Here is a 12439-nt window from a genome sequence, read left to right as displayed (position 1 = left end):
ATCTTGCCTTTGCGATGCCTAGCGCCCCGTTATGGCGCGGCTTGCCCTGCGTCAAGCAATTCAGGTGCAGACAGCACGATATCGATAATCTTCTCAGCCCAGACCGCATAGACCACCGGGCCGGGATGAAACCCGTCTTCGGACATGTTGCTTTCATCCAGCCTGAGATCAAATTCAACGGCGGTGCATCCGGGGCGCGTGGCCACCAGCTTGCGCAAGTGACGGTCAAACCGGGCCGCTTGCCGTCCGAGCACCCAACGCAACGGGTGCGGCAGCAGTGGAAACTGCCCCACTGGCGGCAGCCCAGAAACAACAATCTGGCGAGCCCGGAACCGGTTTTGAATCCCGTCAAAAAGCGCGTTTTGCTGGCCGAGCCATCGACGCAGCGATACGCCCTTGGTCACGTCATTGACGCCAAGCGCCGTGATAACCACGTCATAATCAGTCGCTGCCATGTCTTCCAACCACTCAAGCACATCTGCCGTCTTAGCACCTGTCTGCGCGACCAGATCGTAGTGCACGGTCATATGTCCCGCCAGACCTGCAATCAGTTGACCCAGCAAAGCATCGGCCTGTGTTGTCACTCCGACGCCCGCAGCAGAACTGTCCCCGAGGATGAGCAAACGCAAAGCGGGTCCGTTGCCAACGGTGCCGCTGCGCACGCCCTCTGGTTCTGGCAAGGCGATGTAGCGTGTGCGCACGAAAACGGCCTGCCCCAACACGACAGGCATCAGCAGCGCGCGGGCTGCAATATCAAGCGCATCACGCGTTGGTCTAGGCCCCGACGCCGATGGGACAGGTCACGCCGGTGCCACCGATACCGCAATACCCATTGGGGTTTTTCGCCAGATACTGCTGGTGGTAATCTTCGGCAAAATAGAAGGTGGGTGCGTCAATGATCTCTGTCGTGATTGCCCCATAACCGGCTTCGGACAGGCGCGGCGCAAAGGCGGTTTTTGATGCATCAGCGGCAGCCTTTTGCGCGGCAGAGTAGATATAGATGCCGGAACGATACTGCGTGCCCGCATCATTTCCCTGTCGCATCCCTTGGGTTGGGTCATGCCCTTCCCAGAAGACTTGCAACAGCGCATCGTAGGAAATCACCCCAGGATCGAAAATCACGCGCACCACTTCGTTGTGACCGGTTTTGCCCGAACACACCTCTTCATAGGTGGGATTCGGCGTGTAGCCACCGGCATAACCCACCATCGTGGACTGCACGCCATCAAGCTTCCAAAACATCCGCTCAACGCCCCAGAAACAACCCATGCCGAACATCGCTTCGTCCATACCTGCGGGGACTTCACCTGTGAGTGGTGTGCCGTACACGAAATGGGTGTCAGCCGTGGGAATAGCGGCCTCACGTCCGGGGAGGGCTGCATCCTTTGCGACCATTTCAGATTTTGTGCGGGACATGAAAAACATAAGCGTGCTCCTATCAGGTTCCGCTATGATATAGCGCTGACCATTTGATTTACTACTCCGCGGCTGCCAACAAACGGCCCTGAAACACGGTCTCGTGACCGGGGGCGGGATGACGCGGGATCAGCAAGGAAAGCAACAGCGAGATAATCGCCATGCCTGCCGCCATCAGAAAGACCAAACCCGGTGATTGCAGCCAAACATAACCCAAAAGCGCAGGCAAGAAGACGGCCGCGATGTGGTTGATGGTAAAGGCCACGGCAGCGGTAGGTGCGATATCTTGTGGGTCTGCAATCTTTTGAAAGTAGGTTTTGATCGCCAAGGCGAGGCTGAAAAAGAGGTGGTTTATGATGTACAGAGCGGTCGCCAACATCACACCCCAGCCGAAATAGTAGATGCCGCCATAGGCGAAGAACACCAGACACAGACCCGCATACTCAAAGACCAACGCGCGCCGCTCTCCGAACACTTGCACCAATCTGCCCAAAAGCGGGGCAACCAGCATGTTGATCAAAAGCGTCACCATGAAAAGCTTGGTGATGTCATCGACGGCAAAACCAAATCTCTCGACCATCATGAAGCCCGCGAAAACCACGAAAATCTGTCGCCGGGCACCGGACATGAATTGCAGGGCGTAGTAGAGCCAATAGCGTTTGCGCAGGATCATCTTTTTGATCTGCGGATGGGGGGTCTCGAACTGTGGATAGGCCAACAGACAGATCGCGGCGACCACAGCCGTGAACCCGCCGGACAGCCAGTAAACAATGCTATAAGTCAGCCCAAAGCGTTCCCAACTGATCACGATCAGAAGATACACGACAAGCGTCGCAGCAGAGCCCGCCGACAAGATCCAGCCCAGTGTTTGCGGAGCGCGCTTTTTATCAATCCACTGCAATTGCAAAGATTGATTGACCGTCTCGTAATAGTGAAAGCCAATCGACGACAGCATCGTGACCGCCAAAATCCCGCCCATCTGCGGGAATTGCGCCGTGACTGCGGTGGCCGCACCCAGCATGATCAAGGCCACAAGCCCCAAGACCTGCTCGCGGATGAACATGATCAGCGCGATGACCCCAATCGCAAAGAAGCCCGGAATTTCGCGCACGGTATGCAGCCAGCCGATGTCAGAGCCATCAAACTCTGCAACCTCAATCACAAAGTTATTCAGCAATGCCGACCATGTCGCAAAGGCAATGGGCATCGCCATTGCCATAACAAACAACAGCGACGTCGGCCTGCGCCAAAGCGGCAGGGTGTGAGCATCTTCAAGACGAACGATCTTCATGGGGATAGGCTTACGCCTATCTGGGCCTAAATGCGAGGCTAGTCGTAGGCGGCATCCACGATGAATTCGACCTTCAGTTCAGGTCGTGCCAGTTTCGCCTCGCCGCAGGCGCGCGCCGGTGCGTGCCCGGCTGGCACCCACGCATTCCATACCTCGTTTAGTCCGGCAAAGTCTTTCATATCCGCCAGCCAAATCGTGACGCGCAGCATTTTTTCGCGTGACGATCCGGCTTGAACCAACAAAGTGTCGATCTTTTCAAGGCAGATGCGCACTTGATCCTGAATGGTGTCGCCCTCGGCAACCTGGCCGGTCAGATATGCCACCCCGTTGTGTTTGACGATCTTTGAAGAGCGTGCGCCAGTTTCAATACGTTCAATCATGCCAATTCCTTTGGTTTGTCTTGCTTTATGGCCGCAGCATCCGACCAGACGCAATCACTTAGCATGACTTGCTTGATCCACATCAAAGATATTCCCCGCCTACCGCTTAAAACCAATCTTGCGAACAGAACTCTATCCAGTGCAGGTCACCTATGTCCTCATCCGAAAACCAACCGCTTTACGCGCCGCGCGAACCGATTTTTCCGAGGCGGGTCAAAGGCTTTTACCGGAACCTGAAATGGTGGGTGATGGCTGTGACGTTGGGCATTTACTACCTGACACCTTGGATCCGTTGGGACCGTGGCCCGAACCTGCCCGATCAGGCCGTTCTGATCGACATGGCGCACCGCCGTTTCTATTTCTTCTGGATCGAGATTTGGCCGCATGAATTCTACTTTGTCGCAGGCCTGCTGATCATGGCGGGCCTTGGCCTTTTCCTTTTCACTTCGGCCCTTGGCCGGGTCTGGTGCGGCTATACTTGCCCACAGACCGTCTGGACCGATCTTTTCATTCTTGTTGAACGTTGGATCGAAGGCGACCGCAATGCGCGGGTGCGCCTTTGGAATGCGGATTGGTCTTTCCGCAAAACCCGTCTTCGTGTCACAAAATGGACTGTTTGGCTGCTGATTTCAGTGGCAACGGGCGGCGCATGGGTCTTTTACTTTGCCGACGCGCCAACTTTGGCTGTCAGTCTGGCCACATTTAGCGCGCCGCCTATCGCTTGGGCGACGATTGCTATTTTGACCGCCACGACCTTTATCTTCGGCGGCTTCATGCGCGAACAGGTATGCAACTATATGTGTCCTTGGCCGCGCATTCAGGCTGCGATGATGGACCCCGAAACCCTGACCGTCGCCTACCGCGAATGGCGAGGCGAACCACGCGGGAAGAAACGGATCGAGGGTGCAGGCGACTGCATCGACTGCATGGCCTGCGTGAACGTCTGCCCTGCGGGCATCGACATCCGTGACGGGCAGCAGATGGAGTGCATCACCTGCGCGCTTTGCATCGACGCCTGTGACGATGTGATGGACAAGATCGGCAAGCCGCGCGGCTTGATCGACTACCTTGCTCTGTCGGATCAAGAAGAAGAGGCCAAAGGCAAACCTGCCAAAAAGCTGTGGCAGCATGTTTTCCGCTTCCGCACCGTGCTTTATACAACCATGTGGGCGGCGATCGGCGTGGGTTTAGTCTTTGCTCTTTTCATCCGCGCCGACATCGAGATGACTGTTGCAGCCATCCGCAATCCGACCTTTGTGACCCTGTCTGATGGCACCGTGCGCAACATCTATGATATTCGCTTGCTGAACAAACATGGTGAGGATCGCGAGTTCCACCTGTCACTGACCTCGGACGAAATCCTGCGCATTGAGCTGGAAGGCACAGCCCAGCGCAGCATCATCGTGCCTGCCAATGAAACTTACTTACAGCGCGTCTATGTCTCTGCCCGCCCGATTGATCCGGCCGCATCCACCGACCGCACCGATCTGCGGTTCTGGGTCGAAGATCTGGTCTCAGGCGAACGCGCGCACAAAGACGCAATCTTTAACGGGAGAGCCCAATAATGACACGTGAATTCACAGGATGGCACATGCTGGGCCTTATGGTCGGCGGCTTTGGCATTATCGTCGCGGTCAATCTGACGCTGGCATGGAATGCAATCGCGACTTTCCCGGGGGTAGAGGCGCGCAACTCATATGAGGTCAGCCAGTCATTTCAGGCCGACCGCGCTGCGCAAAACGCCCTGCGTTGGGATGTCAGCGCTGACATTGCAGATGGGGTTCTGACCGTCGAAATCCTTGATCACATGGGCGCACCTCTGCGCGCAGAGGTCACACACGCCATTTTGGGACAAGCCACAAACGTCAACATGGACACAGTGCCCGCCTTCACATGGACCGGCACGGCCTATACCGCACCCGTTGAAATGACCGAAGGCTACTGGAACCTGCGCCTTGAATTGATCGCCCCTGATGGCACTAAATTCCGTCGCCGTTTCCCGATTACCGCAAAATGACCGACACGACGATCTGTCCGGCCTGTGTGGGCCTGCCAGAAGGGCAGCTTGAAAAAGCCGCCTCAAATGGCACATCGCAGATCGTCTTGTCCTTGCCCGGTATTCACTGCGTGGCCTGCATCAACGGGGTTGAGCGGGCCTTGCGCGCGATGGATGGCGTCGCCAACGCACGCGTGAACCTCAGCATGAAGCGGGTCACGGTCGGCACCAACCAACCGATCGCACCTGAAGAGCTGATCGACCGGCTTGAACTGGCCGGGTTCGAGGCCCGCGTTCTGGACACCAGTCTGCTTGGGGCCGAGGCCGATGACTATGGGCGCGGCCTGATGACCCGTCTGGCTGTATCCGGCTTTGCGAACATGAATATCATGCTGTTGTCGGTGGCCGTATGGTCAGGTGCGGTTGGCGCGACAATGCATTTGTTCCACTGGATCACCGCGATCATCGCGATCCCGACATTGCTTTATGCCGCACAGCCCTTTTTCAACAGTGGCTGGCGGTCGCTAAAGGTAGGGCGTCTGAATATGGACGTCCCGATCTCATTGGCGATCATCCTTGCCTCGGGCATCTCGCTATATGAGACGATCTATGGCGGGCATCACTCATATTTTGACGCCGCAGTGACACTGACCTTCTTTTTGCTGATTGGCCGCTATCTGGACCATCGCAGCCGCAAAGCCGCCGCCTCTGCTGCGGCCCAACTTTCTGCGCTTGAAGTGCCGCGCGTGATGCGCCTGCGCGATGGCGTCCGCCAGATGGTCGACTTTGCCGACCTCGCGATTGGCGATCTGGTGCAGGTCTTGCCGGGCGGACGCATCCCGGTGGACGGGCAAGTGATCGAAGGCAGCAGCGAAATCGATCGATCGCTGTTGACCGGTGAAAGCCGTTTAAGCAATGCCAGCGCCGGCACCGCCGTCACAGCGGGTGAGGTCAATATGACCGGACCGCTGACGATCCGGGCCACAACGGTGGGCGCTGAAACGACCCTGCGCAAAATGGTCACGATGGTGGATGAGGCAGAGGCGGTCCGCAATCGCTACACGGCGGTAGCAGACCAGGCGGCAGCGCTATACGCCCCGATCGTGCACCTGCTGGCCTTGGCGGCATTTGGCGGCTGGATGCTCTATTCTGGTGATGTCCGGCTGTCGCTGAACATCGCCGTGGCGGTTCTGATTATCACCTGCCCATGTGCAATGGGCCTTGCCGTACCCGCGGTTTCCACAACCGCAGCGGGCCGGCTGTTTCGAGCGGGTCTGCTGGTGAAAGATGGTACAGCGCTGGAACGCTTGGCCGAAGTGGATACGGTCGTCTTTGACAAGACCGGCACGCTGACCATGCCTGCCGCCGGGCGCGACGCCTTGAACGCTGAGGCGCTGTCTGTTGCGCTTGCCCTGACGCAAAACGCGACGCACCCTGTTTCACAAGCGATAGCGGCGTCGCTGGACGGGGTGACCCCCGCCGTCTTAAGTGATCATCAAGAGCACGCAGGCAAAGGTCTAAGCGCAATATACCAAGGCCAGCATGTGCGGCTTGGATCAGGTGCTTGGTTCGGCGCCGGAAACGGCACTTACATCCAGATCGGCGACCAGCCTGCCCAGAAGATCACCCTGCGCTCAGAACTTCGCGATGGTGCGGAAGCCTTGGTGCGTGCCTGGCAAGAGGCCGGGTTGGAGGTGCATCTGGTGTCGGGTGACCATGCCGATGAGACCGCCAAGATTGCAAGCGCATTGGGCATCGCCCATTGGCAGGCCGATACCAAACCCGCTGACAAGATCGCCTATATCGACGATTTGACCACCAAGGGCGCAAAGGTCCTGATGGTCGGTGACGGCCTGAATGACACGGGCGCACTGGCTGCTGCTTACGCATCAGTCTCACCCGCGACGGCAGCAGACGCATCGCGCGCGGCTTCTGATATCGTACTGTTAAATGACAGTCTGACACCCCTGATCGAACTGCCGCTGGTGGCCCGCGCCGCGCTGAAACGCATCCGCGAAAACTTTGCGATCTCGACAGTATATAATGTCATCGCCGTCCCCATCGCGTTGGCTGGATTCGCAACCCCGCTGATTGCCTCTATCGCAATGTCGGCGTCTTCGATTACGGTGCTGCTGAACGCACTCCGGCTGAAAGGCAAGCTATGAACGTCCTTGTCGTCCTGATCCCGGTATCACTGGTCCTTGGCGGGCTAGGCCTTGCGGCGTTCCTATGGAGCCTGCGCAACGACCAATACGAAGACCTTGACGGTGACGCTTGGCGTATCCTGTCCGAGGATGACGACGCGCCGCGCGGGTCCTAGCCCAGCGCCTGCACCGTCTGATCAATCATGCCAAAGATGCTTTGGCCGCGCTCATCCTCCATCCAGATTTGCACCCGGTCACCCGGCTGCATGAAACGGGTCTGCGGCGCACCTTGCTGGATCGTCTCGATCATCCGTTGTTCGGCGATACAGGCATAGCCTGCGCCACCCTGAGCCACGGTTTTGCCGGGCCCGCCATCCAGTTTGTTTGATACGGTACCCGACCCGACGATGGTTCCGGCTGCAAGGTTGCGGGTTTTGGCCGCGTGACAAATCAGGTCGCCAAAGTCGAACGTCATATCAACACCGGTTTGCAACCGCCCAAAGGGCTGTCCGTTCAACTCCACGTTCATCACACCATGCAGTTTACCGTCGCGCCACCCCGGCAACGCGTCGGGGCTGACCGCCACGGGGGAAAACGCACAAGCCGGTTTCGACTGCACAAAGCCAAAACCCTTCGCCAGTTCATCAGGTATCAGATTGCGCAAGGACACATCGTTGCACAGCATCACAAAGCGGATCGCATCAAGCGCTTTGGCCCTGTCGGCACCCATCGGCACAGGGCCAGTAATCACGGCAACCTCACCCTCGAAATCAATGCCCCAGGCAGGATCACCGATAATCCGATCGGTCGGCGCCAGGAAGCTATCAGAGCCACCCTGATACATCAGCGGATCGGTCCAGAAACTGTCCGGCATGGTGGCACCGCGCGCCCTGCGGACGAGTTCGACATGGTTCACGTAGGCAGAACCATCAAGGAACTGATAGGCACGTGGTAGGGGTGACAGGCAATGCAGCGGATCAAAATCGACCTGCGGGCCGTCAACATGATAATTACAGGTATCCAATGCGCCTTGCAGTGAGCAACACCTGAGATCACTTCGGCAGGTCGCAAGATCGTCACTAACGACGGTCAAGGCACCATCCACCTCAGCCTCGCCACTGATCCAAACACTCGCAACCTTCATTTCACACCCGGCGTGCCATCGAATTTCTTCTCAAGCGACGTCCAGCAATCAATATAGTCATCCTGCAAGGGTGCCTCGTTCCCTGCAAACGCCGTGAGATGCTGCGGAAAGCGGGTCTCGAACATGAACGACATCGTATTGTCCAGCTTCACCGCTTTCAAATCAGCATTGCTGGCGCCTTCAAACGCGTTCTTGTCCGGCCCATGCGGCAGCATCATATTGTGCAGCGACATGCCGCCGGGGACGAACCCTTTGGGCTTGGCATCATATTGTCCGTAAATGTTGCCCATCAGTTCGGACATGATGTTCTTGTGGTACCAAGGTGGGCGGAACGTATCTTCGGCCACCATCCAGCGTTCGCGGAACAGTACAAAGTCGATGTTGGCGGTCCCCGGCTGACCAGAGGGTGCGGTCAGCACCGTAAAGATCGACGGATCGGGGTGATCGAACAGGATGGCCCCGACCGGGCAATATGTCTTCAGATCGTATTTCATCGGTGCATAGTTCCCGTGCCATGCAACGACATCCAGCGGGCTGTGACCGATGTCGGTTCGGTGAAACTGTCCACACCACTTGATTGTGACTGTTGAGGGCACTTCGCGATCTTCAAAGGCCGCGACGGGTGCTTTGAAGTCGCGCGGGTTCGCCATGCAATTGGCCCCAATCGGGCCCCTGCCCGGCAGCTCAAACTTCTGCCCGTAGTTTTCGCAGACAAAGCCGCGCGCAGGGCCTTCCAGCACCTCGACCCGGTAAAGCAATCCGCGAGGGATAATCGCGATTTCCTGCGGTTCCAGATCAATGATCCCCAACTCGGTCGCAAAGCGCAGGCGGCCTTCTTGGGGGACGACCAACAACTCACTATCCGCTGAATAAAAGTAGTCGTCGACCATGCTTTCGGTCACCACATAAATATGGCTCGCCATGCCGACCTGGGTGTTCACATCCCCTGCCGTGGTCATTGTACGCATACCCGACAGCCAAGTCAGCGACGTGTCGCCATGAGGCAGCGGGTCCCAGCGATATTGGCCAAGGCTGGTCACATCCTCCACCACATGAGGCGCGGATTTCCAGTAAGGCACGTCAATACGGGAGTAGCGATGCGAGTGCTTGACCGAAGGCCGGATACGATAGCACCACGTCCGCTCGGGCCGTTCATGGGTGAACGCTGTCCCGCTCAACTGTTCGCCATACAAACCGTAGTTGCACTTCTGCGGGCTGTTCATGCCTTGGGGCAAAGCACCCGGCAACGCCTCAGTCTCAAAGTCGTTGCCAAACCCCGGCATGTAGCCTGCATGCGGACCGGGCAAGGATGGGGCCTGAACCATGTGGGCGGGTGCGGTTTGCTTGTTCATCGCGATGTCCTCCGTTAGAGGTCAGATATTAGTTGTTTTTGTAACTAACAAGCGGGAACCCAAAGATGGATACTGATTTTGAACTTCAGGATTTCCTGCCCTACCTGCTGAACCAAGCGGCTGAAGCATCAGGGCTCGCATTCCAGAAACACTATAAGGAACGCTATGGCATGTTGCGCACAGAATGGCGGGCCTTGTTCCATCTTGGCCGTTACGGGGCGCTGACAGCCAAAGAGATCGGACAGATGGCGCGGGTTCATAAGACCAAGATCAGCCGGGCGGTGGCCGCATTGGAACAAAAGCGGTTCCTTACACGGCAACAGATGACGCAGGACCGCAGACACGAAAACCTGCATCTCACAAAGGCAGGCCAAGCGGCCTTTGCCGATATCTGCGCTGCGGCCCGGCGCTTTGACGATCAAATCACGGCACAGTTTACGCCCCAAGAGGTCGCAACACTAAAGTCCTGCCTAAGCCGGATAGCGGGTTTGGAAACCAGAAATTTACCAAAAACAAAAAACTCCAACTGAACGGCAAGGCACCTGTTGACTCGCTTCGGTCTGATCCCTACTTACGCTGCGTTATCACTCGACACTGTTGAGTGCTAACATGGGAGAAACACGAACTGGAGAAGTTCTGAAATGGCATTTAAACCACTTCACGACCGTGTACTGGTCCGTCGCATTGAAAGCGACGAAAAGACAGCAGGCGGTCTCATCATTCCTGAGAACGCAAAAGAGAAGCCGGCAGAAGGCGAAATCGTCAGCGTTGGTGAAGGTGCACGCAAAGACAGCGGTGAGCTGATTGCGATGTCCGTCAAAGCCGGCGACAAAGTGCTATTTGGCAAGTGGTCCGGCACAGAGGTCAAGATCGACGGCGAAGAGCTGTTGATCATGAAAGAAAGCGACGTGCTCGGCATCATGTAAGCCGCAGCCTTCGCCCTCACATCTTATCTAATTGAAGGAGCACATGAAAATGGCTGCTAAAGAAGTCAAATTCGATACCGACGCACGCAATCGTATGCTTGCTGGTGTCAACATTCTCGCCAACGCGGTAAAGGTTACTCTGGGCCCGAAGGGTCGCAACGTGGTTTTGGACAAGTCGTTCGGCGCACCACGCATCACCAAAGACGGTGTATCTGTCGCCAAAGAGATCGAGCTTGAAGACAAGTTCGAAAACATGGGCGCGCAGATGGTCAAAGAAGTGGCCAGCCGCACCAATGACGAAGCCGGTGACGGTACAACAACTGCAACAGTTCTGGCCCAGGCGATCGTTCGCGAAGGCATGAAATCTGTTGCTGCTGGCATGAACCCAATGGACCTCAAGCGCGGCATCGACCTTGCCACAACAAAAGTTGTTGAATCGATCAAAGCCGCCTCACGCCCTGTTTCTGACAGCGACGAAGTTGCACAGGTTGGTACGATCTCTGCAAACGGCGAAGCTGACATCGGCCAGCAAATTGCTGACGCGATGCAGAAAGTCGGCAACGAAGGCGTCATCACTGTTGAAGAGAACAAAGGTCTTGAGACAGAAACTGACGTCGTTGAAGGCATGCAGTTCGACCGCGGCTACCTGTCCCCTTACTTTGTCACGAACCCTGACAAGATGACGACAGAGCTGGAAGACGCGATCATCCTGCTGCACGAGAAAAAGCTTTCGTCACTTCAGCCAATGGTCCCACTGCTCGAGTCCGTGATCCAGTCCGGCAAGCCACTTTTGATCATCGCTGAAGATGTTGAAGGCGAAGCACTTGCCACGCTCGTCGTGAACAAGTTGCGTGGCGGCCTCAAAATCGCTGCTGTCAAAGCACCTGGTTTCGGCGACCGTCGTAAAGCCATGTTGCAGGACATCGCGATCCTGACAGGTGGTCAGGTCATCTCTGACGATCTGGGCATGAAGCTTGAGAACGTCACAATCGACATGCTGGGTTCGGCCAAGCGCGTTTCCATCACCAAAGACGAAACAACAATCGTTGATGGCGCTGGCAACAAGGCTGAGATCGAAGCACGCGTTGCACAGATCCGTGGTCAGATCGACGAAACAGCATCCGACTACGACCGTGAAAAACTGCAAGAGCGCGTGGCCAAGCTGGCTGGTGGTGTTGCTGTTATCCGCGTCGGCGGCATGTCCGAAGTGGAAGTCAAAGAGCGTAAAGACCGCGTTGACGATGCACTGAACGCGACACGCGCTGCCGTGCAAGAAGGCATCGTTGTTGGTGGTGGTGTGGCACTGGTTCAGGCTGGCAAGACACTTGACGGTCTTAAGGGTGCAAACTCTGACCAAGACGTTGGTATCACGATCATCCGCAAGGCGCTTGAAGCACCACTGCGTCAGATCGCTGAAAACTCTGGTGTCGACGGGTCCGTTGTTGCTGGTAAAATCCGTGAAAGCGGCGATGCGGCGTTCGGCTTTAACGCGCAGACCGAAGAATATGGCGACATGTTCAAGTTCGGCGTTATCGACCCAGCCAAAGTTGTGCGCACAGCACTGCAGGACGCAGCTTCTGTTGCAGGTCTTCTGATCACAACCGAAGCCATGGTTGCAGACAAGCCTGCCAAAGAAGGTGCTGGCGGCGGCGGCGGCATGCCCGACATGGGCGGCATGGGCGGCATGATGTAAAACGCTTTTGCCTGCGGGCAGAAACGATACACATCGCAAATAACAGGGGCGGTTCCGCAAGGGGCCGCCCCTTTTTGTTGATATGGGGCCATGCCTG

13 protein-coding genes are annotated in these 12439 nt (G+C 56.9%); 7 read left to right on the top strand and 6 right to left on the bottom strand.

Annotated elements, in window-relative coordinates:
* Positions 1-29: 29 nt before the first annotated feature.
* From MWU60_RS07020 to MWU60_RS07005, 4 genes are read right to left on the bottom strand one after another with little or no spacing between them, the layout of a single operon-like run.
* Entirely contained in the window at positions 30-731 is a 702-nt protein-coding gene (locus MWU60_RS07020) for an SGNH/GDSL hydrolase family protein (RefSeq protein ID WP_247226536.1), read from the bottom strand.
* A gap of 43 nt (positions 732-774) precedes the next feature.
* Positions 775-1425, bottom strand: a complete 651-nt coding sequence (gene msrA / locus MWU60_RS07015) for a peptide-methionine (S)-S-oxide reductase MsrA (RefSeq protein WP_247226535.1) — start codon at positions 1423-1425, stop codon at positions 775-777.
* A 52-nt stretch (positions 1426-1477) separates the two neighbouring features.
* Positions 1478-2707 (bottom strand): MFS transporter, encoded by a 1230-nt coding sequence (locus MWU60_RS07010; RefSeq protein ID WP_247226534.1) that lies wholly within the window; start codon positions 2705-2707, stop codon positions 1478-1480.
* Positions 2708-2745: 38 nt separating this feature from the next.
* Entirely contained in the window at positions 2746-3087 is a 342-nt protein-coding gene (locus tag MWU60_RS07005) for a RidA family protein (protein ID WP_247226533.1), read from the bottom strand.
* Positions 3088-3239: 152 nt separating this feature from the next.
* Between MWU60_RS07005 and ccoG the strand changes: the two genes are divergently transcribed.
* From ccoG to ccoS, 4 genes are read left to right on the top strand one after another with little or no spacing between them, the layout of a single operon-like run.
* Positions 3240-4652 carry a cytochrome c oxidase accessory protein CcoG gene (gene ccoG, locus MWU60_RS07000; protein WP_247226532.1) on the top strand — a complete coding sequence of 471 codons (1413 nt, stop codon included), beginning with the start codon at positions 3240-3242 and terminating at the stop codon, positions 4650-4652.
* Positions 4652-5104: a FixH family protein gene (locus MWU60_RS06995; RefSeq protein WP_247226531.1), complete on the top strand. Its 453-nt coding sequence runs from the start codon at positions 4652-4654 to the stop codon at positions 5102-5104. Before ccoG ends, MWU60_RS06995 begins: the two co-directional genes overlap by 1 nt.
* On the top strand, positions 5101-7248 hold the full coding sequence (locus tag MWU60_RS06990) for a heavy metal translocating P-type ATPase (RefSeq protein ID WP_247226530.1): 2148 nt from the start codon (positions 5101-5103) through the stop codon (positions 7246-7248). Before MWU60_RS06995 ends, MWU60_RS06990 begins: the two co-directional genes overlap by 4 nt.
* Positions 7245-7403, top strand: coding sequence for a cbb3-type cytochrome oxidase assembly protein CcoS (gene ccoS / locus MWU60_RS06985; protein ID WP_247226529.1), 159 nt, complete (start codon positions 7245-7247; stop codon positions 7401-7403). The genes MWU60_RS06990 and ccoS overlap by 4 nt, the downstream gene beginning before the upstream one ends.
* On the opposite strand, the gene MWU60_RS06980 is transcribed toward ccoS, so the two are convergent.
* Together MWU60_RS06980 and hmgA are read right to left on the bottom strand one after the other, a co-directional pair.
* Entirely contained in the window at positions 7400-8371 is a 972-nt protein-coding gene (locus MWU60_RS06980) for a fumarylacetoacetate hydrolase family protein (protein WP_247226528.1), read from the bottom strand. The genes ccoS and MWU60_RS06980 overlap by 4 nt on opposite strands.
* Positions 8368-9723 (bottom strand): homogentisate 1,2-dioxygenase, encoded by a 1356-nt coding sequence (hmgA, locus tag MWU60_RS06975; RefSeq protein WP_247226527.1) that lies wholly within the window; start codon positions 9721-9723, stop codon positions 8368-8370. Before hmgA ends, MWU60_RS06980 begins: the two co-directional genes overlap by 4 nt.
* A gap of 65 nt (positions 9724-9788) precedes the next feature.
* On the opposite strand from hmgA, the gene MWU60_RS06970 reads away from it, so the two are divergent.
* The 3 genes from MWU60_RS06970 (at position 9789) to groL (ending at position 12342) form a co-directional block, all read left to right on the top strand.
* Complete coding sequence (locus tag MWU60_RS06970; RefSeq protein ID WP_247226526.1) at positions 9789-10253, top strand: MarR family transcriptional regulator; 465 nt, start codon at positions 9789-9791, stop codon at positions 10251-10253.
* A 111-nt stretch (positions 10254-10364) separates the two neighbouring features.
* Positions 10365-10649 (top strand): co-chaperone GroES, encoded by a 285-nt coding sequence (locus tag MWU60_RS06965; RefSeq protein WP_247226525.1) that lies wholly within the window; start codon positions 10365-10367, stop codon positions 10647-10649.
* 49 nt (positions 10650-10698) lie between these two features.
* Positions 10699-12342, top strand: coding sequence for a chaperonin GroEL (gene groL / locus MWU60_RS06960; RefSeq protein ID WP_247226524.1), 1644 nt, complete (start codon positions 10699-10701; stop codon positions 12340-12342).
* The last annotated feature ends 97 nt before the right edge of the window (positions 12343-12439 follow it).

Origin of the sequence: Yoonia sp. F2084L (assembly GCF_023015625.1) — a bacterium.
Lineage (GTDB): Bacteria > Pseudomonadota > Alphaproteobacteria > Rhodobacterales > Rhodobacteraceae > Yoonia.
The sequence above is the reverse complement of the archived record's forward strand: the minus strand, read 5'-3'. Positions and strand labels throughout refer to the sequence as shown.